The organism is Halorubrum amylolyticum (assembly GCF_004114995.1).
Lineage (GTDB): Archaea > Halobacteriota > Halobacteria > Halobacteriales > Haloferacaceae > Halorubrum > Halorubrum amylolyticum.
The window spans coordinates 1-21,239 of record NZ_SDJP01000042.1 but is presented as its reverse complement, the minus strand read 5'-3'; the positions used below and the strand labels follow the sequence as shown (position 1 = coordinate 21,239).

General features: G+C 66.1%; 19 protein-coding genes. 16 read left to right on the top strand and 3 right to left on the bottom strand.

Features of this window, described 5'->3' with window-relative positions; translation table 11 throughout:
• The first annotated feature begins 145 nt into the window (after nucleotides 1-145).
• The 6 genes from ESO89_RS17075 to polC all read left to right on the top strand — a co-directional run bounded on the left by ESO89_RS17075 (nucleotide 146) and on the right by polC (nucleotide 8,051).
• Nucleotides 146-628: a hypothetical protein gene (locus ESO89_RS17075; protein WP_128906633.1), complete on the top strand. Its 483-nt coding sequence runs from the start codon at nucleotides 146-148 to the stop codon at nucleotides 626-628.
• A 55-nt stretch (nucleotides 629-683) separates the two neighbouring features.
• On the top strand, nucleotides 684-1,172 hold the full coding sequence (locus ESO89_RS17070) for a hypothetical protein (RefSeq protein WP_128906632.1): 489 nt from the start codon (nucleotides 684-686) through the stop codon (nucleotides 1,170-1,172).
• 360 nt (nucleotides 1,173-1,532) lie between these two features.
• The gene (locus tag ESO89_RS19555; RefSeq protein WP_449404952.1) at nucleotides 1,533-1,742 is read left to right on the top strand and encodes a hypothetical protein; all 210 of its coding nucleotides are present in this window, start codon (nucleotides 1,533-1,535) and stop codon (nucleotides 1,740-1,742) included.
• Nucleotides 1,743-1,784: 42 nt separating this feature from the next.
• Nucleotides 1,785-2,294 carry a transcriptional regulator FilR1 domain-containing protein gene (locus ESO89_RS17065; RefSeq protein WP_128906631.1) on the top strand — a complete coding sequence of 170 codons (510 nt, stop codon included), beginning with the start codon at nucleotides 1,785-1,787 and terminating at the stop codon, nucleotides 2,292-2,294.
• A 194-nt stretch (nucleotides 2,295-2,488) separates the two neighbouring features.
• Nucleotides 2,489-2,908, top strand: coding sequence for a PPC domain-containing DNA-binding protein (locus tag ESO89_RS17060; RefSeq protein ID WP_128906630.1), 420 nt, complete (start codon nucleotides 2,489-2,491; stop codon nucleotides 2,906-2,908).
• A 16-nt stretch (nucleotides 2,909-2,924) separates the two neighbouring features.
• Nucleotides 2,925-8,051, top strand: coding sequence for a DNA polymerase II large subunit (polC, locus tag ESO89_RS17055; RefSeq protein WP_128906629.1), 5,127 nt, complete (start codon nucleotides 2,925-2,927; stop codon nucleotides 8,049-8,051).
• A gap of 71 nt (nucleotides 8,052-8,122) precedes the next feature.
• On the opposite strand, the gene ESO89_RS17050 is transcribed toward polC, so the two are convergent.
• Both ESO89_RS17050 and ESO89_RS17045 read right to left on the bottom strand, forming a co-directional pair.
• Entirely contained in the window at nucleotides 8,123-8,428 is a 306-nt protein-coding gene (locus ESO89_RS17050) for a putative quinol monooxygenase (RefSeq protein ID WP_128906628.1), read from the bottom strand.
• Between the two features lie 86 nt (nucleotides 8,429-8,514).
• Nucleotides 8,515-9,159, bottom strand: a complete 645-nt coding sequence (locus ESO89_RS17045; RefSeq protein ID WP_128906627.1) for a bifunctional 4-hydroxy-2-oxoglutarate aldolase/2-dehydro-3-deoxy-phosphogluconate aldolase — start codon at nucleotides 9,157-9,159, stop codon at nucleotides 8,515-8,517.
• A gap of 210 nt (nucleotides 9,160-9,369) precedes the next feature.
• Here ESO89_RS17045 and ESO89_RS17040 point away from each other — a divergent pair, with 210 nt between their 5' ends.
• From ESO89_RS17040 to rpsJ, 6 genes are all read left to right on the top strand, one after another.
• On the top strand, nucleotides 9,370-11,559 hold the full coding sequence (locus tag ESO89_RS17040) for an elongation factor EF-2 (protein WP_128906626.1): 2,190 nt from the start codon (nucleotides 9,370-9,372) through the stop codon (nucleotides 11,557-11,559).
• 200 nt (nucleotides 11,560-11,759) lie between these two features.
• The gene (locus ESO89_RS17035; protein WP_128906625.1) at nucleotides 11,760-11,963 is read left to right on the top strand and encodes a hypothetical protein; all 204 of its coding nucleotides are present in this window, start codon (nucleotides 11,760-11,762) and stop codon (nucleotides 11,961-11,963) included.
• Nucleotides 11,960-12,553, top strand: coding sequence for an amino acid-binding protein (locus ESO89_RS17030; protein WP_128906624.1), 594 nt, complete (start codon nucleotides 11,960-11,962; stop codon nucleotides 12,551-12,553). The genes ESO89_RS17035 and ESO89_RS17030 overlap by 4 nt, the downstream gene beginning before the upstream one ends.
• The gene (locus tag ESO89_RS17025) at nucleotides 12,550-13,548 is read left to right on the top strand and encodes a homoserine dehydrogenase (RefSeq protein ID WP_128906623.1); all 999 of its coding nucleotides are present in this window, start codon (nucleotides 12,550-12,552) and stop codon (nucleotides 13,546-13,548) included. Before ESO89_RS17030 ends, ESO89_RS17025 begins: the two co-directional genes overlap by 4 nt.
• A 179-nt stretch (nucleotides 13,549-13,727) precedes the next feature.
• Nucleotides 13,728-14,993, top strand: a complete 1,266-nt coding sequence (gene tuf, locus ESO89_RS17020; RefSeq protein ID WP_128906622.1) for a translation elongation factor EF-1 subunit alpha — start codon at nucleotides 13,728-13,730, stop codon at nucleotides 14,991-14,993.
• A 3-nt stretch (nucleotides 14,994-14,996) separates the two neighbouring features.
• Nucleotides 14,997-15,305 carry a 30S ribosomal protein S10 gene (gene rpsJ / locus ESO89_RS17015; protein WP_004048854.1) on the top strand — a complete coding sequence of 103 codons (309 nt, stop codon included), beginning with the start codon at nucleotides 14,997-14,999 and terminating at the stop codon, nucleotides 15,303-15,305.
• Nucleotides 15,306-15,397: 92 nt separating this feature from the next.
• Here the strand turns inward: rpsJ and ESO89_RS17010 are convergent, their stop codons facing one another.
• Entirely contained in the window at nucleotides 15,398-15,958 is a 561-nt protein-coding gene (locus ESO89_RS17010; RefSeq protein ID WP_128906621.1) for a rhomboid family intramembrane serine protease, read from the bottom strand.
• Nucleotides 15,959-16,141: 183 nt separating this feature from the next.
• Here ESO89_RS17010 and ESO89_RS17005 point away from each other — a divergent pair, with 183 nt between their 5' ends.
• From ESO89_RS17005 to ESO89_RS16990, 4 genes are all read left to right on the top strand, one after another.
• Nucleotides 16,142-17,362, top strand: coding sequence for a lysylphosphatidylglycerol synthase transmembrane domain-containing protein (locus ESO89_RS17005; RefSeq protein WP_128906620.1), 1,221 nt, complete (start codon nucleotides 16,142-16,144; stop codon nucleotides 17,360-17,362).
• A gap of 22 nt (nucleotides 17,363-17,384) precedes the next feature.
• Nucleotides 17,385-18,566, top strand: a complete 1,182-nt coding sequence (locus ESO89_RS17000) for an alpha-1 4-glucan-protein synthase (RefSeq protein WP_128906619.1) — start codon at nucleotides 17,385-17,387, stop codon at nucleotides 18,564-18,566.
• Between the two features lie 39 nt (nucleotides 18,567-18,605).
• Nucleotides 18,606-19,763, top strand: a complete 1,158-nt coding sequence (locus ESO89_RS16995; protein ID WP_128906618.1) for an extracellular solute-binding protein — start codon at nucleotides 18,606-18,608, stop codon at nucleotides 19,761-19,763.
• Nucleotides 19,764-19,836: 73 nt separating this feature from the next.
• A partial coding sequence (locus ESO89_RS16990) for an ArnT family glycosyltransferase (protein ID WP_241686282.1) occupies nucleotides 19,837-21,239 on the top strand: 1,403 nt, incomplete at its 3' end.

The window sequence follows — 21,239 nt, the reverse complement described above, 5'->3', positions numbered from 1 at the left end:
GTCTCCGAATTGTCGTTGCTATTACCAATTTTGAGCGGGGAAATAATCCGGGCCGTGAGAAGCTCAAGCTATGAGACGGATTCTATGACAGGCTCTAACCTCTCTTAGCGCTATAGCTGATTTTACAAAGACAGCATCAGAGGTGATGGATGCGTATCAAGAGGAGGACTTTAATGTCGAAAAGATGGAGCATATTGAATTCGAGGCCAATTATAGGGAATTTAGCCGGGATGAGTGCTCACATTCGGTCAATTTCGCGGCCGACCAGAAGCCGGGTACTGATGGAATGGTGGATATTCTTTCTGCTGCCCAGGATAATATTAATGGGGAAGTCGGTGCTTGGGTATACTTATACCCCGACTCCGGTGACCTCCCAAAACCTCCCCAATACTCAGCAACTACCACCCCTTACATGGACATGTTCGATGAGATGTCTGAAGAAGAGTTGGCGGAACATGGAATTCAAAGGATCCAGTCTGAACAGCGTCAAGATCGGATCTCGCCAGATCGCAGGCCGTCAGATCGTGATCCGCCGAAACGGCCTATTTACACCACTTCTTTCGATCCAGTTGTGGAATTTGAAGCAAAGAACGGTCAAGTGATCAATTCTGGGGTTTCCAAAGACTGACCCAGTTTCAGTATTTCGGAAAATATTATCTGACTAAGGACCTAATACTATTTCAATGAAGAGGAGATCAGTAATTTGCCAGTTAGCAGTCGGATGTGCTGCCGTTAGTGCTGGCTGTGGGAGGTTCGTCCAACAGAATGAGCACCGGTTGTGGTTTCTAAGCATCACTAATGGTAGCTCACGGGGTGTCAATGTATCAATTAGTATCTCCCGGTCCGGCGAAGACGTCTTTAGCCAGACATACTCTGATATTGTAAGTTTCCAAGAGACTGGCCAAGACGGTACCTCACATGCTGAAAGGGAGAATACTCGGCTAATAGAAGGGGAATGGTCTCCGGAGCCGGGTAACTACACCTTGGAATACACATACCGTGATGAAGAAGAGCGTCTCGATGTAGCTGCTATTGAGGATTTCGAGACAGATCATATCGGAGTCGAAATGACATTCCTTGGCGGAGCGCAGGGGCCTCCTAGAGCCACATTCAACTTAGTTGAATTTGAATCTGAAGAAGAGGCTCGCGACGCCCTAGTCAGTATAAGATGAACCTCCTTGGGCCCGCAATTTTGTCGTTAGAAGTTTCATTGACAATCTGATATCAGGAGTGCTCTCGGCTTGCTCGGCGTTGTATCCTTCTTCAGTTTGATCGTAGAGTCTGCCGTACACTTCTTCAGACCAGCTTCCCAGTCATAGCAGGTAGGAGGAGACGAGTACGGTGGACAAGGGTTGCTGACTGCCATTTTTGTTCAGTACCCTAGCCTTTGCGTCTTTGAATGGCCTAGTAGAAGTTCTTGTTTACCCGATTTTCGTGTCGTTGCCCATCGATCAGCAGTTCTTCTCGTGAATATCAAATCATGATTTGAGAGATTCCCAACATTAATTTTGGTTAGTGTATTGGAATGATATATGGTGTCCTCCACTAGTAACATTATTGATGTTGTCCTCAAACGACGAGTCGTCCTCGAATATATCTGCCAATGTAAGCCGGACAAACGCACGCTCGTTGAGAATCTCTCTGAATCACGTCCCACGATTGACCGGTCAGTTCGAGAATTAGAAGACCTCGATCTTGTAGAACGGGTGAACGGAGTTTGTAAGCCAACCTACGCTGGCTAGACTACCTATAAGCTCTGTGAAGAGTTCAGAAATTCATTCCAGATGTTGAAAGAAACCCGTACTGAACTGTCATCTCTCCCGCTTGAGGCAGGTCTCGACAAGTCAATTTTTCTCGATGGATCTGTCTTTCAACCTCCCGACTACGCCCCATACGAGAGGATACAGCCGCTAAACAACGATCTCAGAAACGGAGAGAAAATCGTAGCAGCCACAGAAATACTGATCCCCCATATCGACGAGATTCTAAAACAGGGTACAAACGGGGAAGTCGATATCACCCTGTTCGTGAGCAATGACGTTTTGGATGTTCTTCTCGACAATCAGCCCGGTAGTATCATCCCCCATATCGAATCTGGTGACGCTGTCTACAGGGGGATCGAGGTTTCACGCTACAGTCTCTTTTTGATTGACGCCGAAATTCTGTATATAGGTATCTATTCAGACACGAACCATATCTCAACTGTTATTCGAAACACAAACCAGCAGGCAATTCAATGGGCGAAAAAATCGGTCTCCGAACTTGAGGAAGAAGGAACACTCCTCACAGCGTAAGAGGTTATCTATTTTGAGACATTTTCCAGTAGAATTCAATCACGTCCCTGTAGGTTTTGATATGCTCTTTCAGTCATTCTGTTAGGTCCTAGTTGTGAATAAAAGAAGCCGTGAACGTTTCGTGTCGTTCGCAACTTAACTCTCTCACGGCGCGACTGAAGGCTTTTTGCCCTCGGCGGTCGTGGACGATTCCTATGCACCATCGGGAAGTCGAGCCGACGGCGGAGTACGTCGCGCGGTTCGAGACGGGCGCCGACTGGCGAGAGGAGATCGAGGACCTCGCTCGCGCGGAGGATGTCGAGGCGGGCTGGTTCACGGCGCTTGGAGCCGTACAAGACGCGGAGGTGTGGTTCTACGACCAAGACGACACCGAGTACCAGTCGGTGACCTTCGACGAGCCGCTGGAGGTCGCGTCCTGCGTCGGCAACGTCTCGCTGCTCGACGGCGACGTGTTCGCGCACACGCACGTCGTGCTGTCGCGGCCGAGCGGGCAGGCGCTCGCGGGGCACCTCGACTCCGCGACGGTCTGGGCCGGCGAGTGTCACCTGCGTGCGTTCGCGGAGCCGTTGGAGCGCTCTCACGACGCTGCCACCGACCTCGACCTATGGCTCTGAGGCGGAGCGCGCGGCGATGAGGCCGGACGACGAGCGCTACTTCGCCTTGATCGAAGACCGGCTCGACGAGGCGTGGGACGTGGCCGAGACCGCCAAAGAGCAGGGCCACGACCCGAAACCGGAGATCGAGATCCCGATCGCCCGTGACATGGCCGACCGCGTCGAGAACATCCTCGGGATCGACGGGGTCGCCGAGCGCGTCCGCGAGCTGGAAGGCGAGATGTCCCGCGAGGAGGCGGCGCTGGAACTCGTCACCGACTTCGTCGAGGGGACCGTCGGCGACTACGACTCCCGGGCCGGCAAGGTCGAGGGCGCGGTCCGGACCGCGGTCGCGCTGCTCACCGAGGGGGTCGTCGCCGCGCCGATCGAGGGGATCGACCGCGTGGAGCTGCTGGAGAACGACGACGGCACGGAGTTCGTCAACGTCTACTACGCCGGTCCGATCCGGTCGGCGGGCGGGACCGCGCAGGCGCTGTCCGTGCTCGTCGCCGACTACGCCCGGTCGCTGCTCGACATCGACGAGTACAAACCCCGCGACGTGGAGGTCGAGCGCTACGCCGAGGAGATCGCCCTCTACGACAAGGAGACGGGGCTCCAGTACACCCCGAAGGACAAGGAGTCGAAGTTTATCGCCCAGCACATGCCCGTCATGCTCGACGGGGAGGCGACGGGCGACGAGGAGGTCTCCGGGTTCCGCGACCTCGAACGGGTCGACACCAACTCCGCGCGCGGCGGGATGTGTCTCGTCGCCGCCGAGGGGATCGCGCTGAAAGCCCCGAAGATCCAGCGGTACACCCGCGACCTCGACGAGGTCGACTGGCCGTGGCTCCAGGACCTGATCGACGGGACGATCGGGAAAGACGGAGGCGGGGAGAGCGACGAGGCCGCCGCGGACGCCGGCGCGGAGGGTGATGACGACGCCCACTCGGAGGCGGACGCCGAGGGCGAGAGCGACGAGAGCGATGGAGTCGGTCCGGATGACGACGACTCGGAGGCGGCTGAGCCCGACGGCCCCCTCCGCGCGAAGTCCTCCCAGAAGTTCCTCCGAGACCTGATCGCGGGGCGGCCCGTGTTCACCCACCCGAGCGAGGCGGGCGGGTTCCGGCTCCGATACGGTCGCGCGCGCAACCACGGGTTCGCGACCGGGGGCGTCCACCCGGCGACGATGCACCTCGTCGACGACTTCCTCGCGGCGGGCACCCAGATCAAGACGGAGCGTCCGGGGAAGGCCCACGGAGTCGTCCCCGTCGACTCCATCGAGGGACCGACGGTCCGGCTCGCGAACGGCGAAGTCCGGCGGATCGACGACCCCGAGGAGGCGAAGGAGATCCGGAACGGCGTCGAGAAGGTGCTCGACCTCGGCGAGTACCTCGTCAACTACGGCGAGTTCGTCGAGAACAACCACCCGCTCGCGCCCGCCTCGTACGTCTACGAGTGGTGGGTCCAGGAGTTCGAGGCCGCCGGGGCCGACGTGCAGGCCATGGAAGACGACCCGCACGTCGACCTCGAACACCCCGCTGTCGACGAGGCGCTCGCGTGGGCGCGCGAGTACGACTGTCCGCTCCACCCGGAGTACACCTACCTTTGGCACGACGTGTCGGTCGACGCGTTCGAGGCGCTCGCCGACGCGGTCGCCGCCGGCGACGTGGTCGAGGGCGTCCTCGCGATCGAGCGCACGGAGACGACGCGGGACGCGCTGGAGTCGCTGCTGGTCGAGCACGTCGCGACGCCCGACGCGCTCCGGGTCCCGACGTGGCGCCCCCTGGCGCGCTCGCTCGGGGTCGACGACGGGCTCCGGAAGGAGTGGGGCGCCGACGACCTCTCGGCGGCGGCCCGCGAATGGGACGACGGCGAGAACGCGGTGAAGGCCGTCGACGAGGTCGCCCCCTTCGAGGTTCGCGAGCGCGCGCCGACCCGGATCGGCAACCGGATGGGTCGCCCGGAGAAGTCGGAGAGCCGCGACCTCTCGCCGGCGGTCCACACATTGTTTCCGATCAACGAGGCCGGCGGCCCCCAGCGCGACGTGGCGGAGGCCGCGAGCGTCATGGACGACTCGGGGCACCGTGGACGGCTGGAGGTGGAGGTCTCCGACCGCGTTTGTCCCGAGTGCGACGAGCACACGTATCGGGCCCGGTGCAAAGAATGCGAGGTCCCCACCGACCTCCACTACGAGTGCGGCGGCTGTGGCACCGTCTGCGAGCCCGACGAGGCCGGCCGCGTCGAGTGCCCGCGCTGCGAGTGGGAGGTGACCGCGGCGACCTACCGGGAGGTCGATCTCAACGACGCGTACCGCTCTGCACTCGAAAACGTCGGCGAGCGGGAGTCCGCCTTCGAGATCCTGAAGGGCGTTCAGGGTCTCACCTCGCGGAACAAGACCCCCGAGCCGATCGAGAAGGGAATCCTCCGCGCGAAGAACGGCGTCACGTCGTTCAAGGACGGAACGGTCCGCTACGACATGACCGACCTCCCCGTCACGTCGGTCCGCCCGGAGGAGCTCGACATCACCGCCGATCACCTCCGGGAAATCGGCTACGAGACCGACATCGACGGCGAGCCGCTGCGCCACGACGACCAGCTCGTGGAGCTCCGCGTGCAGGACATCGTCCTCTCCGACGGCGCCGCCGAGCACATGCTCAAGACCGCGGACTTCGTCGACGACCTCTTGGAGCAGTACTACGGGCTCGACCGCTTCTACGAGGTCAACGAGCGCGACGAACTCGTCGGCGAGCTCGTCTTCGGGATGGCCCCGCACACGAGCGCCGCGACCGTCGGGAGGGTGGTCGGGTTCACCTCGGCCGCCGTCGGGTACGCCCATCCGTACTTTCACGCCGCGAAACGGAGGAACTGCTTCCACCCGGAGACGAAGATCTGGTACGAGGACGAGACCGGCAGTCTGCGATACGACGAGATCGATGATTTCGTCGAGACGTACCTCGATCAGTCCGATGTCGAGTTCGACGACTTCGGGACAGCGATTGGCGAGTTGGAGGGAGTCGACGGAGGGCTGTCCGTGCCCGCGGTAACTGCTGATGGAGAGCGCGTCTCTCGTCCGGTAGAGGCGGTCAGCAAACACGAAGCCCCGGATCACATGGTACAGATCCGTACGGTGTCTGGTCGCTCGATAACTGTCACTCCGGATCACGGCATCCACGTATACGACGGCGAACAGGACGAGATCGTCAGTAGGGACGCACGGGATCTCGACACGGCCGACAAACTGGTTGTTCCGGATTCGATCGGGAGCGGCGACTCCGGTCGGAGCCAACAGCAGTTCGATCTGCTCGCCGAGTTCATCCGATCCGAAGCGGTCCCGACCGACCGCCTCATGATCAAGGGTCTAGACAAAGATCGGCTGTACGAACTCTTCGAGGACACCTTCGCGGACGACTGGGAGGGACGGTTCTATCCGCTCAAGAGTATGACGGAGGTGTTCGACACGAACAAGAAGACGCTGAGTAACTACTTGTACCGGGAGAGTTTCCCGGCGTCGTATTTACAGCGGTGCTTCTCCTCGATCGACGACCTCCTCGCGTTCGTTCCCGACGACGTAACGCTCGGAATGAAACGCGATCGAACCGAGACCGATCGAGTTGTCGAACTCAATCAGCGGGTCGCGACGCTACTCGGCTACTACGCGGCCGAGGGATTCGCTCGCGAACAGGAAACGCCGAAGGGGACGATCCACCAGACGACCATCTGCGGAACCGAAGCGGAAGCGAGGGAGTTCTTCCTCGACGTTCTGCGCGATGAGTTTGGCGTCGACCCGTACGAGGAGAATCACGCGAAGGTCACCGTATCCGGTCGTCTCCTGCGTTCCTTCTTCGATTCGGTGCTCGATGCCGGCGTGTACGCAGAGACGAAACGCGTCCCCGACTTCATCTTTGACGCACCCCAAGCGATCGTCGGTGCGTACCTGAGCGGGTACTTTAGCGGTGACGGCGCAGTTGATAAGGGATCGCTCCGGGTCACGGCCACAACCGTAAGTGAAGAGCTTCGGGAAGACCTGCTCGCGCTTCTCCGACGACTGAACGTCCACGCGACTGTCGACCGACCGAAGCGTGTCTTACTCCACGAGAAATTCCCCGAGTTCTACGATGAGAGCGACATGCGGCTGACTTCTCAGACGTACGTAATCGCCGTCTCGTCGCAAGATGCCGTTCGATTTTCGGAGATTGCCGGATTCCATCTCTCTCGGAAGGATAACCGGCTGACGGAGAACGTCTCAGCTGTCGATCCCTATGCGTCGACGGTGTCGGACGGTGGATCCGGTGAGTATTCGATCGAGAATGTCGATCAGATCGAGATCGTCAGGAGTGATGTCGAGTACGTGTACTGTCTCACTGTCGAGGAAACGCATTCATTGATAGCAAATGATGTGTCGGTAGAGCAATGTGACGGTGACGAGGATTGCGTCATGCTTCTCATGGACGGACTTCTCAACTTCTCGAAGACTTTCCTTCCGGACCAGCGTGGCGGGCGCATGGACGCGCCGCTCGTGATGTCCTCACGGATCGATCCGTCGGAGATCGACGACGAGGCGCACAACGTCGACATCGCGCGGGAGTACCCTCGCGAGTTCTACGACGCGACGCTGGAGATGGCCGATCCGGAGTCGGTCGAGGAGCTGATCCAGATCGGCGAGGACACGCTCGGGACCGACGAGGAGTACCACGGGTTCGGCCACACCCACGACACGACGGACATCGCAATGGGGCCGGATCTGTCGGCGTACAAGACGCTCGGCGACATGATGGAGAAGATGGACGCCCAGCTGGAGCTGGCCCGGAAGCTCCGCGCGGTCGACGAGACCGACGTGGCCGAGCGCGTGATCGAGTACCACTTCCTGCCGGACATCATCGGGAATCTCCGGGCGTTCTCGCGGCAGGAGACGCGGTGTCTCGACTGCGGCGAGAAGTACCGGCGGATGCCGCTGTCGGGGGAGTGTCGCGAGTGCGGCGGGCGGGTGAACCTCACCGTCCACGAGGGGTCGGTGAACAAGTACGTCGACACCGCCATCGAGGTCGCCGACCGGTTCGGCTGTCGGCCCTACACGAAACAGCGGCTGAAGGTGTTAGACCAGTCGTTAGAGTCGATCTTCGAAGACGACACCAACAAGCAGTCGGGCATCGCGGACTTCATGTGACGCGAGTGGCTCGTCGGGGCGCCTCCGGGGAGCCACCGCCGATCGCCGCGCCTTCGACCGCGATCGCCGCGCTACAGTTCGACCTCGGTCGCCGATTCCACCTCGAACCGCGTCACTTGCGGCTTCCCGGCGAGCAGGTCCGGTAGCGCCGCCGCGAACGCCTGGAAGTGGTCCGTCTGCGTGTGCGCCTCAAACGCCGCCGTGTCCTCGTACCGCTCGAAAAAGCGGAGCGTCGCCCCGTCCTCGACGTCCGTCGCCGCCCGGTACTCGATCATCCCGTCTTCCTCGTTCGATCGGTCGACCAGCGTCTCCGCGTGGTCGAGCGCCTCGTCGAGTCTGTCCGGCTCGATCGGAAACGCGGCGTGTGCCACGATCATCGACGCTGGCTACGACGCGGTCCCGGAAAAAGCCACGCACCTCGCGGGCCGGCGGCGGGCGGTCCGCGCAGTCGCCGCCGGACGCCTCAGCCGTCGTCGCGCGCTTCCTCGACGACCCGCGTGAACTCGCGGGCGGTCTCGGTGATCTCGTCGTAGTCGCCGCGCGCGGCGGCGTCGTAGTCGACGAGCGCGCCGCCCGCGCCGACCGCGAACGCGCCGGCGTCGATGTACTTCGCGGCGTTGTCGGGGCCGACGCCGCCCGTCGGCATCATCGGGATCTGGCCGAGCGGTCCCTTCATCGCGCCGAGGTGGGCCGGTCCGACGGTCTTCGCGGGGAACACTTTCACGAAGTCGGCGCCGGCCTCGTAGCCGCGGATCGCCTCGGTCGGCGTCATCACGCCGGGCGCGCTGACGGCGCCGTAGCGGTTGCACGTCTCGATCACGTCCTCGTGGAGGCTCGGCGACACGACGAACTCCGCGCCGGCCATCAGCGTGGTCCGGGCGGTTTCGCTGTCGAGGACCGTCCCGGTGCCGACGACGACCTCCTCGTCGAAGGAGCCGGCGACCTCGCCGAGCTTCTCGGCCACGTCGGGCGTGTCGGCCGTGATCTCGACTGCGGTGACGCCGCCCTCGCGGAGCGCCTCCGTGATCTCGATCAGCTGGTCGGCCTCGACCCCGCGCAGCACCGCGACGACGCCGCTGTCGACGAGCCGTGAGAGCGTCTCGTTCATACGCCTCCGTTTCCGAGCGATCACTTAAATAGACGCGGATGCGCACGAGGGATCGCTTTCTGATCGACCCCTTCCGATCGTGCTCTGATCGACCCCTTCCGATCGTGCGACCGATCAGCACGAAAACGGCGGTGATCGCGGGTGATCCGGTCGAAACGGCCGAGACGAAACACTACCCTTTTGACCCTCCTTTCGGTAACAAGCGGTATAATGGGCCGACGCAAGAAGATCGTTCAAGAGTGCGAGCGGCTGATGGACAACCCGGAGCACATCCGGAACATCGCCATCGCCGCCCACGTCGACCACGGCAAGACGACGCTCTCCGACAACCTGCTGGCCGGTGCCGGCATGATCTCCGAGGACACCGCGGGCGAGCAGCTCGCGATGGACACCAAGGAGGACGAGCAGGAGCGCGGAATCACCATCGACGCGGCGAACGTTTCGATGACCCACGAGTACGAGGACACCAACCACCTCATCAACCTCATCGACACGCCGGGCCACGTCGACTTCGGTGGGGACGTCACCCGCGCGATGCGCGCCGTCGACGGCGCGCTGGTGGTCGTCGACGCCGTCGAGGGCGCGATGCCCCAGACCGAGACGGTGCTCCGGCAGGCGCTCCGCGAGGGCGTGAAGCCGGCGCTGTTCATCAACAAGGTCGACCGCCTCATCTCCGAGCTTCAGGAGGGACCTCAGGAGATGCAGGAGCGGCTGATGTCGGTCATCGCCGACGTCAACGAGCTCATCCGCGGGATGGCCGAGAACATGGACGACATCCCCGAGGACTGGACCGTCTCCGTCGAGGGCGGGACGGTCGGATTCGGCTCCGCACTGTACAAGTGGGGCGTCTCGATGCCGTCGATGCAGCGGACCGGCATGGACTTCGGCGACATCATGGAGCTCGAACAGAACGACAAGCGCGACGAGCTTCACGAGCGCACGCCGCTTTCGGATGTCGTGCTCGACATGGTCTGTGAGCACTTCCCGAACCCGGTCGACGCCCAGCCCCGTCGTGTCCCGCGCATCTGGCGCGGCGACCCGGACTCCGAGCTCGCCGAGGGGATGCAGCTCGTCGACGAGGACGGCGATGTCGTCTTCATGGTCACCGACATTTCGATGGATCCGCACGCGGGCGAAATCGCGACAGGCCGCGTCTTCTCCGGCACGCTGGAGAAGGGCCAGGAGCTGTACGTCTCCGGGACCGCCGGCAAAAACCGCATCCAGAGCGTCGGGCTCTTCATGGGGTCCGAGCGCGAGGAAGTGGAACACGTCCCGGCCGGGAACATCGCGTCGGTCACCGGCCTGCGCGACGCCATCGCCGGCTCCACCGTCTCCTCCGTCGAGATGACGCCGTTCGAGTCGATCGAGCACATCTCCGAGCCGGTCATCACGAAGTCCGTCGAGGCGCAGAACATGGACGACCTGCCGAAGCTCATCGAGACGCTCCAGCAGGTCGCCAAGGAGGACCCGACGATCCAGATCGAGATCAACGAGGACACGGGCGAGCACCTCATCAGCGGGCAGGGCGAGCTCCACCTCGAAGTGATCACCCAGCGGATCCGCGACAACCAGGGCATCCCGGTCATCACGGGCGAACCGATCGTGGTCTTCCGCGAGCAGCCGCAGGAGGCGTCCCGCGAGGTCGAGGGGCAGTCGCCGAACCGCCACAACAAGTTCTACATCACCGTCGAGCCGATGGACCAGGATATCGTCGACGCCATCCAGCTCGGCGAGGTCTCGATGGACATGCCCGAGCTTGAGCGCCGCGAGGCGCTCCAGGAGGCCGGCATGGACAAGGACACCTCCCAGAACGTGGAGTCGATCCACCGGACCAACATCCTCATCGACGACACGAAGGGGATTCAGCACCTCAACGAGACGATGGAGCTCGTCTTGGAGGGTCTGCAGGAAGCGCTCGACGACGGGCCGCTCGCCGCCGAGCCGGTCCAGGGGTCGCTGTTCCGCCTCCACGACGCGAAGCTCCACGAGGACACCATCCACCGCGGTCCGGCGCAGGTGATTCCCGCGGTCCGCGACGCGGTCCACCGCTCGCTGATCGACGGCGAGGTCCGCCTGCTGGAGCCGATCCAAGACGTCCGGATCGACGTGCCTTCGGAGCACATGGGCGCCGCGTCCGGCGAGATTCAGGGTCGTCGCGGCCGCGTCGACGACATGTACCAGGAGGGCGACCTCATGGTCGTCGAGGGCATCGCGCCCGTCGAGGAGATGATCGGGTTCTCCTCCGACATCCGCTCGGCCACCGAGGGCCGCGCCTCGTGGAACACCGAGAACGCGGGCTTCCGCGTGCTCGTCGACAACCTCCAGCGCGAGAAGATCATGGAGATCCGCGAGCGCAAAGGGATGAAGCTGGAACTGCCGCAGTCGATCGACTACTTCTAAGTCGACGACGCGGTCCGCGGTCGCGGTCGTTTGCGGTTTTGGCGGTCTCCGTCGTTCTCTCGCGTTCTTCGCTCACTTCTGCTTCCCGTCCCATCGATTCAACCTCGCCAGCCCCTGTGCCGTGAGTTCACACGGACGGAAGCGAGGCAACGCCTGCCATCGCCGAAGGCTTATACCTGATCCCCCGACTCCTTTCGGGTATGCAGACGGGCACGACTCCCGCTCGGTGCATCGCGACGGAGCCAGCAAGCGACCGCTCCGCGCCGCCGACAGGACCGTGCCGGACCGCGACCATGGCGTCGGTCGCAGCGACCGTGACTCCGCCGGCGACCGACCGCTCGGGCGTCGGTGGTCCCGACGCCGCGGACGACGCAGCCGACGCCGGCGCGGAGGTGGCGGCGTGAGCGACGCCCGCGACGGCGTGCCCGAGGAAGCGGCGGACGGCGAGGATGCGACCCCCGACGGCGGCCACGCCTCGGCGACGCCGTCGACGCACACCGTGCGGCTCGAACTCGTCGACGAACCGGGACAGCTGCTCGCCGCGCTCCACCCGATCGCCGACAACGGGGGGAACCTCCTCTCGATCTACCACGAGCGGGGGAACAAGACGCCCCGCGGTCGGATTCCGGTCGAGGTCGACTTCGAGGCGACCCCGGAGCGGTTCGAGGGGATCGTCGAGGCCCTCCGGAGCGAGGGCGTGAACGTGATGCAGGCGGGGACGGAGCGGTACGCCGAGGAGGTGACCATCCTGCTGTTCGGTCACCTCATCGACACGGACCTGTCGGACACGCTCTCGCGGATCGAGGCCTGCGAGTCGGCGTCGGTCGCCGATGTCTCGCTGGCGGCGCCGCAGGGGACCGAGGAGTCGTCGAGCGCCCGGCTCCGCCTTGAGGCCCGCGCCGGGGAGACGTCGGCGGCGCTCGCGGCGGTCCGGGAGCTGGCCGCCGAGAAGGACCTGCGGCTTGTCGAGCCGCTCACGGGGGTGGAGGCGTGAGACTCGCCGTCGTCGGCGCCGGCGCGGTCGGGCGCTCCGTCGTCGATCTGGCGAGCGAGTACGGCCACGAGGTCGTCGCGGTCGCGGACTCGTCGAGCGCGGTCGTCGCGGACGGGACGGGCGGCCGGGGCGGGGACGGAAGCCGCGGCGTCGACCCCGACGCGGTCGTCGCCCGGAAGGCGGAACGCGGGATCGTCGGCGACGACGACCCCGAAGACGCGCTGGCGGCCGACTACGACGCCCTCGTGGAGGCGACGCCCACGACGCTGGGCGACGCCGAGCCCGGCTTCTCGCACGTCCGAACCGCGCTGGAGCGCGACCGCCACGCCGTGCTCGCGAACAAGGGGCCGGTCGCGGAGCGGTTCGGCGACCTGCGGGCAGCCGTCGGCGACAGCGACGGCGAGATCCGGTTCGAGGCCACGGTCGGCGGCGCGATCCCGGCCGTGTCGACCGTCGAGGACATCGAACCGGGCCACGTCACGGCGGTCCGGGGCGTGCTCAACGGGACGGCGAACTTCATCCTCACGCGGATGGCCGCGGAGGGGCTCGACTACGACCACGTGCTCGCGGAGGCGCAGGACCTCGGCGTCGCCGAGGCCGACCCCTCCTTCGACGTGGACGGCACCGACGCGGCGCTGAAGTGCGTCATCCTCGCGAACGTGCTCTCGTTCGGCGCGGCAGACGACCCGGCGGACGCCCGGGAGTTCACGCTCGACGACGCCGACGTGGAGGGAATCCGCGACGTGCCCGGTTCGGCGCTCCGACTCGCCGCCGAGGACGGCCGGACGGTCAGGCTCATCGGCGAGGCGACGGGCGAGACGGTCCGGGTCGCACCGCGGCTCGTCCCTGAGAACGGGACGCTCGCGGTCTCCGGGACGCAGAACATCGTCCAGATCGAGACCACCCACGCCGGTCGGCTCAACATCTCCGGACGGGGCGCGGGCGGCCCGGAGACCGCGAGCGCGGTGCTCGGGGACGTGGGTCGGCTGGAGTAGTCGACCCGTCGATCGACGCCTCCCGCCGGTCAACCGCCGCCTCCGTGCGGCGGTGTGGCGTGCCCCGCGTTGTCGAGAATCGCCCGACAGCATCGCGATCGTCTGTGGCCCGTATCGAAACCGTTTTAGTGGAATCTACCGAAACTTACTCACAGAGCGCCTTAGCGCGTGATTACCCCATGAGTGACAAACCGCACCAGAACCTGGCCATCATCGGCCACGTCGACCACGGCAAGAGCACGCTCGTGGGTCGCCTCCTCTTCGAGACGGGGAGCGTCCCCGAGCACGTAATCGAGCAGCACCGCGAGGAAGCCGAAGAGAAGGGCAAGGGCGGCTTCGAGTTCGCCTACGTGATGGACAACCTCGCCGAGGAGCGCGAGCGCGGCGTCACGATCGACATCGCCCACCAGGAGTTCGACACCGACGAGTACTACTTCACCATCGTCGACTGTCCGGGCCACCGTGACTTCGTGAAGAACATGATCACGGGCGCCTCGCAGGCCGACAACGCGGTGCTCGTCGTCGCAGCCGACGACGGCGTCGCGCCCCAGACCCGAGAGCACGTGTTCCTGGCCCGCACGCTGGGTATCAACGAGCTCATTATCGGCGTCAACAAGATGGACCTCGTCGACTACAGCGAGGACTCCTACAAGCAGGTCATCGACGAGGTCGAGGACCTGCTCAACCAGGTCCGCTTCGCGACCGACGACACGACGTTCGTGCCGATCTCGGCGTTCGAGGGCGACAACGTCGCCGAGGCGTCCGAGAACACCGACTGGCACGACGGCCCCACCCTGCTGGAGTCGCTCAACAACCTGCCGGGGGCCGAGCCGCCGACGGACGCGCCGCTCCGCCTGCCGATCCAGGACGTCTACACCATCTCCGGCATCGGGACCGTCCCCGTGGGACGCGTCGAGACCGGGATTCTCAACACCGGCGACAACGTCTCCTTCCAGCCGTCCGACGTGGGCGGCGAAGTGAAGACGGTCGAGATGCACCACGAGGAAGTGCCCAAGGCTGAGCCCGGCGACAACGTCGGGTTCAACGTCCGCGGCATCGGCAAGGACGACATCCGCCGCGGCGACGTCTGTGGTCCGGCCGACGACCCGCCGAGCGTCGCCGAGACGTTCAAGGCGCAGGTCGTCGTCATGCAGCACCCCAGCGTCATCACGGCCGGGTACACGCCCGTCTTCCACGCCCACACAGCGCAGGTCGCCTGTACGATCGAGTCCATCGATCAGAAGATCGACCCGTCCTCGGGCGAGGTCGCCGAGGAGAACCCGGACTTCATCAAGTCCGGCGACGCCGCGGTCGTCACCGTGCGCCCGCAAAAGCCGCTCAGCATCGAGCCGTCCGGCGAGATCCCGGAACTCGGCAGCTTCGCCATCCGCGACATGGGTCAGACCATCGCGGCCGGCAAGGTGCTCGAAGTCAACGAGCGATAATCGATGCAGCAGGCACGCGTCCGCCTCGCCGGCACGAGCCCCGAGGACCTCGACGACATCTGCGACGACGTCCGCGAGATCGCGGACTCGACGGGGGTCGCCCTGTCGGGCCCGATCCCGCTGCCGACGAAGACGCTCGAGATCCCGTCGCGCAAGTCCCCGGACGGTGAGGGGACGGCGACGTGGGAGCACTGGGAGATGCGCGTCCACAAGCGTCTGATCGACATCGACGCCGACGAACGCGCGCTCCGCCAGCTCATGCGCGTCCAAGTGCCGAACGACGTCAGCATCGAGATCGTTCTCGAAGACTGAGCGCTAGGGCGTTTCTCTTTCACCCCTTTCGTTTTTCGACGCGCCCAGCGGAGGCGCAGTCCGGCGGTTCCGGCCGCCTGTTCCGCCCGCGTTTACCGCACGTCGAGCAGCCGCGCGCGTCCGGCGACGAGCCCGCAGAACGCGCCGGTCGCGTGGGCGATCAGCGCGACGCCGGGCGCCGCGGTCGTCGCGGTGAGGAGGATGGCCGCCAGTCCGAACAGCGCGAACTGCGTCCGGGCGGAGAGCCGCAGCCGGTCGAACAGCGTCGCGCTCACGACGTTGCCCGCGAGGAGGTAGCCGCCGAGGGCGAAGACGGCGCCACTCAACCCCAACACGGCCGGCGACGGGCCGAGCAGTCCGCCGAGCGTCACCTGCGCGATCCCGGCGAGCGACCCCGTTCCGGCCACGAACGCGTGGAACCGGACGCGGGTGGTCCGGCGCTCGACGAGCGGGCCGACGAGGAGCAGCGCGAGCGCGTTCGCCAGCAGGTGACCGATCGACCCGTGCGCGTACACGCTGGTGACGACCGTCCACGGCGCGACGGTAACCGGCGTCGACAGCGCGACGATCCCGGCGAGGTCGACGACGCGCAGCGCGAGCTGTGCGGTTCCGACGAGGAGGGCGACGGCGAGCGTCTCGAACGTGGCGCGCATCGCAGGGTCGTTCGCGCCGGAGCGAGTTAAAGCCGAACCCGGCGGTCAGATCACGCCGTCCGGGTCGTTGTTCGGGCGCCGACGGAGCGATACGGACCGTCAGCCTTTTGTTCTTTAGGTTGGCCTAAATCAACGTATGCACGCCGAACGCACCCTCGAACGCCGTCGAACGACAACAGGCCGATGACTGGCGGCGGCGTTCGAGATCGGGTCCGAGGCCGCCTCTCGCGGGAGCGGCTCACGGTCGTCGGGACGGTCGTCGTTCTCGCGGTCGGCGTCGCCGTCACGGTTCGAACCCTCGACGCCGACGCGGTCGTCGAAGCGGTGACGGCGGCGGACCCGACGCTTCTCGGCGCCGCGCTCGTGATCTACGTCTTCTCGTGGCCGGTCCGCGGCCGCCGGTACGGCGACGTGCTCGCGGCGATGGGCCGTCGGTGTCGGGTCGGGTTCCTCACGGCGACGGTGTTCGCGAGCCAGACCGCGAACCTCGTGATCCCGGCGCGGGCCGGCGACGGGGTTCGCGCGTATCTGCTCAAGGTGCGTCGGGACGTTCCGTACCCGGCGGGCGTCGCGTCGCTGGCGGTCGAGCGCGCGTTCGACCTCGTGACTATCGGCGTCCTCGGAGGCGTCGCGCTCGGGGTCCTGCTCCTGACCGGTCGGTCGCCCGGGTCGGGCGAGTCGGTCGGCGCCGTCGCGCCGTCGACCGCCCTCGCGGCCGCGGCCGGCATCGCCGCCGTCGCCGGGATTCTCTCGGCCGCGGCCGTCGCGGTCGCCCGGAGCGACCGGCGGTTCGGCCCCGCGCTCCGCGCCCGAGTCGCCCGGCCGCGTCTCTCGCGGGCCGTCGACGCCGCCGTCCGGTTCGGCTCGTCGGTTCGGGTCGTCGCCGCCGACCCCCGACGCCTCGGTGCGGTGTTCCTCTGGAGCGCCGTCGTCTGGGCGCTCGACGTCCTCACGGCCGTCCTCGTGCTCGCCGCGCTCACGGGCGGAGTGGGGGGGTTCGTCCCGACGCCGACGCTGCTCGTCGTCGGGACGCTCGCGGTCAGCGTCGGCAACCTCGCGAAGGTGCTCCCGCTCTCGCAGGGCGGGATCGGGCTGTACGAGGCGGCGTTCACCGGACTCGTCGTGAGCGCGACGGGGCTGCCCGTCGAGACGGCGCTCGCGGCGGCGATCCTCGACCACGCGCTGAAGAACGCCGTCACGCTGGGCGGCGGCGGGGTCGCCGCGCTCGCGCCCGGCCTCTCGCCGACGGCCGGCCCCGCGGGAGACGGAGAGGCGACCCCTTCGGTACAGACCGACGGGGGGAGCGTCGTCGGGAAGTCTGACGGCGGGAACGCCGCCGACGGTTCGCCGGCGAACCCCGACGGCGAGGACGAGTCGTCGAGCCCCGGACCGTCAAACCTTTAGGCAAGCCTAAAAACATCGGCGTATGGAAGAACGCCGCGCAGCAGACGCGAGCGGGGACATCTGTGTGATCGTCCCCACGATCCGCGAGTACGAGTGTCTCCGCGAGTACGTCGCGAACGCCCGGGAGCACGGGTTCGACGTCTCCCGGCTCCACTTCGTGCTCGTCACCGAGGACTTCTGTGATGTCGAGGAGATGCGCGCCATGCTCGACGACCTCGACGTCTCGGGCGAGGTGTTCGACGGCAGCCGCCGCGAGGAGTGGTACGAGGCCAACGATATCGCGGAGTACGGCCACGTCGTCCCGGCCGCGAGCCACGCCGAGACGAGCTTCGGGCTCCTCTACATGTGGGTCGACGACTCCTTCGAGTACGGGATCTTCATCGACGACGACACGCTCCCGCACGACGACGAGGACTACTTCGGCCGCCACATGGAGAACCTCGCGTTCGAGGGCGCGATCGAGTCCGTCAGCTCCGACGAGCACTGGGTCAACGTCCTCTACCGGAACGCCGACGAGCACGGGCTCTACCCCCGCGGCTACCCGTACTCGGCGATGGACGAGACGGTCGAGACCGACGCGGTCGAGATCGAGTCCGGGGAGGTCGTCGCCTCGCAGGGCCTGTGGACGAACGTACCCGACCTCGACGCGGTCCGAATCCTGATGGACGGCGACTTGGAGGGGCAGGCGCAGACCCGGACGACCGCCGACGACTTCGGGAGCGACTTCGTCGCCGCCCGCGGCAACTACCTCACGGTCTGCTCGATGAACCTCGCGTTCCGCCGCGAGGTGATCCCGGCGTTCTACCAGCTCCCGATGGACGACAATGAGTGGGGGGTGGGGCGGTTCGACGACATCTGGTCGGGCGTATTCTTAAAGCGCGCCTGCGACGTGCTCGGCAAGCGGATCTACAACGGCGGCCCGCTGTGCGAGCACAACAAGGCGGCCCGCTCGACGTTCGACGACCTCCACAACGAGGTCGCCGGACTGGAGCTCAACGAGCACCTCTGGGGGCTCATTGACGACGCGGGCGCCGAGGCCGACGACTACGCCGCCGTCTACGACGCGATGGCCGACCGGCTCGCCGACGGCGAGTTCGACGAGTACCGAAACGGCGCGTTCTTCACCCACGTCGGCGAACACATGCGCGACTGGCTCGACTGCCTCGACGCGCTCCGTCGGACGCCGGCGCCCGCGGACGACTGAACCGACACCACTAAGACCATTTAGGGTAGCCTAAAACACATGACGGAACACGGACGAGACGAGGACGGCGTCGACCGACGGCGGTTCCTGGCGGCGGCCGGGGGCGTCGGCGTCGTCGGCCTCGCCGGGTGTATGGGCGACGGTAACGACGGCGAGGAAGGCAACGTCAGCGACGGCGGCGACGGCGGCGCCGAGTCGTCGATCGGACAGATCGGTTCCGGACGCGAGGGGCGCGGGGCCCCCGGCGGCACGCCGATGGCCGAGATGCCCGACCTGGCGGGCGAGCTCACGGTCTACTCCGGCCGCGGCGAGTTCCTCGTCGGCGAACTCGTCGGGTACATCGATGACCTGTACGACGACTTCGACCTGACGATCCGGTACGGCGGCGCCACCGACCTCGTGAACCAGATCGCCAACGAGGGCGAGGGGTCGCCGGCCGACGTGTTCTACTCCGTCAACGCGGGCTCGCTCGGCGCCTTGGCCGATCAGGGCCGCACGCAGGCGCTTTCCTCGGCGGTCACCGACATGGTCCGGTCGGAGTTCACCACCGAGCAGTGGATCGGCACGTCTGGCCGTGCGCGCACCGTCCCGTACAACACCGAGGCGTTCTCCGACGACGAGCTCTCCGACGACATCATGGCGTACCCCGAAGAGTTCGACGGCGACCTCGGGTGGGCGCCCTCCTACGGCTCCTGTCAGGCGTTCGTCACCGCAATGCGGCTCATCGAGGGCGAGGAGGCCACCCGCGAGTGGCTCGAAGCCGTCGTCGAGTCGGGTATCACCCCGTACAACAACGAGTTCGCCGCCTGTCAGGGGATCGCCGACGGCGAGATCGACGCGGCGTTCACGAACCACTACTACATCCAGCGCGTCCTCGACGGCAACCCCGACGCCTCGATCGCCACCGCGTTCACCAGCGGCGACGCTGGCGCGGTGTTCAACGTCGCCGGCGCCGCGGTCGTGGACACGGCGAGCGACGCGACGCTCGCGGAGAACTTCGTCCGCCACCTGCTGTCGGCCGAGGCGCAGGACTACTTCGCCCGGTCGACGTTCGAGTACCCCCTCATCCCCGACGTCGAGCCGGTCGGCGACCTGCCGTCGATCGACGAGCTCGACGTCCCCGACATCGACCTGACGGATCTGTCCGACCTCGAAACGACCATCGACCTCATGCGCGAGGCCGGCGTCGAGGTCTAGGTCTCTCTCCCGTCGATCCATCTCCGTGTCGTCTCCCTCAGGCCCCAGCGGCTTTCGTCGTCTCCGCCGGTTGGTGCGCCGGCTCGCGAGCCGCGGCCGCGCCCGGATCGCCCGCGCGGACCGCCTCACGCTCGCGGCCGCCCTCGTCGCCGTCGCGACCGGCGTCCTCACGTTCGTCATCGCCGCGACGGTCTTCGCGCGCCATTCCGTCAACCACGACGAAGGGGTGTACCTCACGCAGGCCGCGCTGCTGCTCTCCGGGCAACTGGAGATCCACGCGGGCGAGCTCGCCGACGCCGTCCACCCGTGGTTCTTCATCGAGGACGGCGGCCGGCTCTATCCGAAGTACAACCCCGTCCCCGCCGCGATGTACGCGGTCTCGATGTGGCTGTTCGGCGAGCCGCGGGTGACGCTCGCGGTCGTCGCCGCCGGCAACGCGGCGCTCGTGTCCCTGCTCGGCGCGACCGTCTTCGACCGACGCGTCGGCCTCGCGGCCGCCGTCTGCTTCGCGGCCTCGCCGCTGGCGCTCGTCACCTCCTCGGTGTTCCTCCCGTACGCGCCGACGACGTTCCTGAACCTGCTGTTCGCGGTCGCGTACCTCCGGAGCGTCCGCGACCGGTCGCTCGCGCTCGCCGGGCTCGCGGGCGTCGCGATCGGGCTCGCCTTCTTCGCCCGGCCGTTCACGGCGGTCCTGTTCGCGGCGCCGTTCATCCTGCACGCGCTCGGTCGGGTCGCCGCCGCGGTTCTGGACGCCGGAATTCCACCGCTCCCGCTCCCCGGCTCGGTCCGTCGCCACGGGCTCACGGCGCTTTTCGGCACCCTCTTCGTCGGCGTCACCCTCGCGTACAACCTCCGGATGACCGGTTCCCCGCTGACCTTTCCGTACGAGGCGTTCGCGCCGATGGACGGCCCCGGCTTCGGCGAGCGCCAGATCCTCGGCCACACCGAGGAGTACACGCCGGAACTGGCGCTCCGCTCGAACGGGTACGCGCTGTGGTACCTCGCGACGCGCTGGATCGTCGCCGGGCCGCTCGGCACGCTGCTCGCGCTCGCGGGCGGCGGGCTGGCCGCGAGGCGGTGGCTGTCGGGACGGCGCGCGGTCGGGGTCGCCGACGGGAGCGGTGACGGCGATGCCGGCCGCGACAACGGCGACGGCGTGACCGCCGGCCGCCGCTTCGAGCGCACCGCCGGGCTCCTGCTCTCCGGCGTCGTCGGCTCCGTCGTCGTCGGAAACCTCTTCTTCTGGGGGACGAACAACCTCCTCGCGACGTTCTCGGACCCGACCGACGGGCTGGTCGCCGGCTTCGGGCCGTTCTACCACTTCGATCTCCTCGTCCCGCTGTCGATCTTCGGCGGCGTCGCCGTCATCGCCGGCGGGCGGGGGCTCTCCCGGCTCCGCGCGCGGCTCGCCGCTCGGGGCGCCCCGCGGACGGGGCGCGCGGCGGTCGTCGCGATCGCGGCGCTCGCGCTCCTCGG

Excerpts from the sequence above, each read along its gene's own strand:
- ESO89_RS17075 (WP_128906633.1), top strand. The coding sequence starts at position 146 with ATGGATGCGTATCAAGAGGAGGACTTTAATGTCGAAAAGATGGAGCAT.
- ESO89_RS17070 (WP_128906632.1), top strand. The coding sequence starts at position 684 with ATGAAGAGGAGATCAGTAATTTGCCAGTTAGCAGTCGGATGTGCTGCC.
- ESO89_RS19555 (WP_449404952.1), top strand. The coding sequence starts at position 1,533 with ATGGTGTCCTCCACTAGTAACATTATTGATGTTGTCCTCAAACGACGA.
- ESO89_RS17065 (WP_128906631.1), top strand. The coding sequence starts at position 1,785 with ATGTTGAAAGAAACCCGTACTGAACTGTCATCTCTCCCGCTTGAGGCA.
- ESO89_RS17060 (WP_128906630.1), top strand. The coding sequence starts at position 2,489 with ATGCACCATCGGGAAGTCGAGCCGACGGCGGAGTACGTCGCGCGGTTC.
- polC (WP_128906629.1), top strand. The coding sequence starts at position 2,925 with ATGAGGCCGGACGACGAGCGCTACTTCGCCTTGATCGAAGACCGGCTC.
- ESO89_RS17050 (WP_128906628.1), bottom strand. The coding sequence starts at position 8,428 with ATGATCGTGGCACACGCCGCGTTTCCGATCGAGCCGGACAGACTCGAC.
- ESO89_RS17045 (WP_128906627.1), bottom strand. The coding sequence starts at position 9,159 with ATGAACGAGACGCTCTCACGGCTCGTCGACAGCGGCGTCGTCGCGGTG.
- ESO89_RS17040 (WP_128906626.1), top strand. The coding sequence starts at position 9,370 with ATGGGCCGACGCAAGAAGATCGTTCAAGAGTGCGAGCGGCTGATGGAC.
- ESO89_RS17035 (WP_128906625.1), top strand. The coding sequence starts at position 11,760 with ATGCAGACGGGCACGACTCCCGCTCGGTGCATCGCGACGGAGCCAGCA.
- tuf (WP_128906622.1), top strand. The coding sequence starts at position 13,728 with ATGAGTGACAAACCGCACCAGAACCTGGCCATCATCGGCCACGTCGAC.
- rpsJ (WP_004048854.1), top strand. The coding sequence starts at position 14,997 with ATGCAGCAGGCACGCGTCCGCCTCGCCGGCACGAGCCCCGAGGACCTC.
- ESO89_RS17010 (WP_128906621.1), bottom strand. The coding sequence starts at position 15,958 with ATGCGCGCCACGTTCGAGACGCTCGCCGTCGCCCTCCTCGTCGGAACC.
- ESO89_RS17005 (WP_128906620.1), top strand. The coding sequence starts at position 16,142 with ATGACTGGCGGCGGCGTTCGAGATCGGGTCCGAGGCCGCCTCTCGCGG.
- ESO89_RS17000 (WP_128906619.1), top strand. The coding sequence starts at position 17,385 with ATGGAAGAACGCCGCGCAGCAGACGCGAGCGGGGACATCTGTGTGATC.
- ESO89_RS16995 (WP_128906618.1), top strand. The coding sequence starts at position 18,606 with ATGACGGAACACGGACGAGACGAGGACGGCGTCGACCGACGGCGGTTC.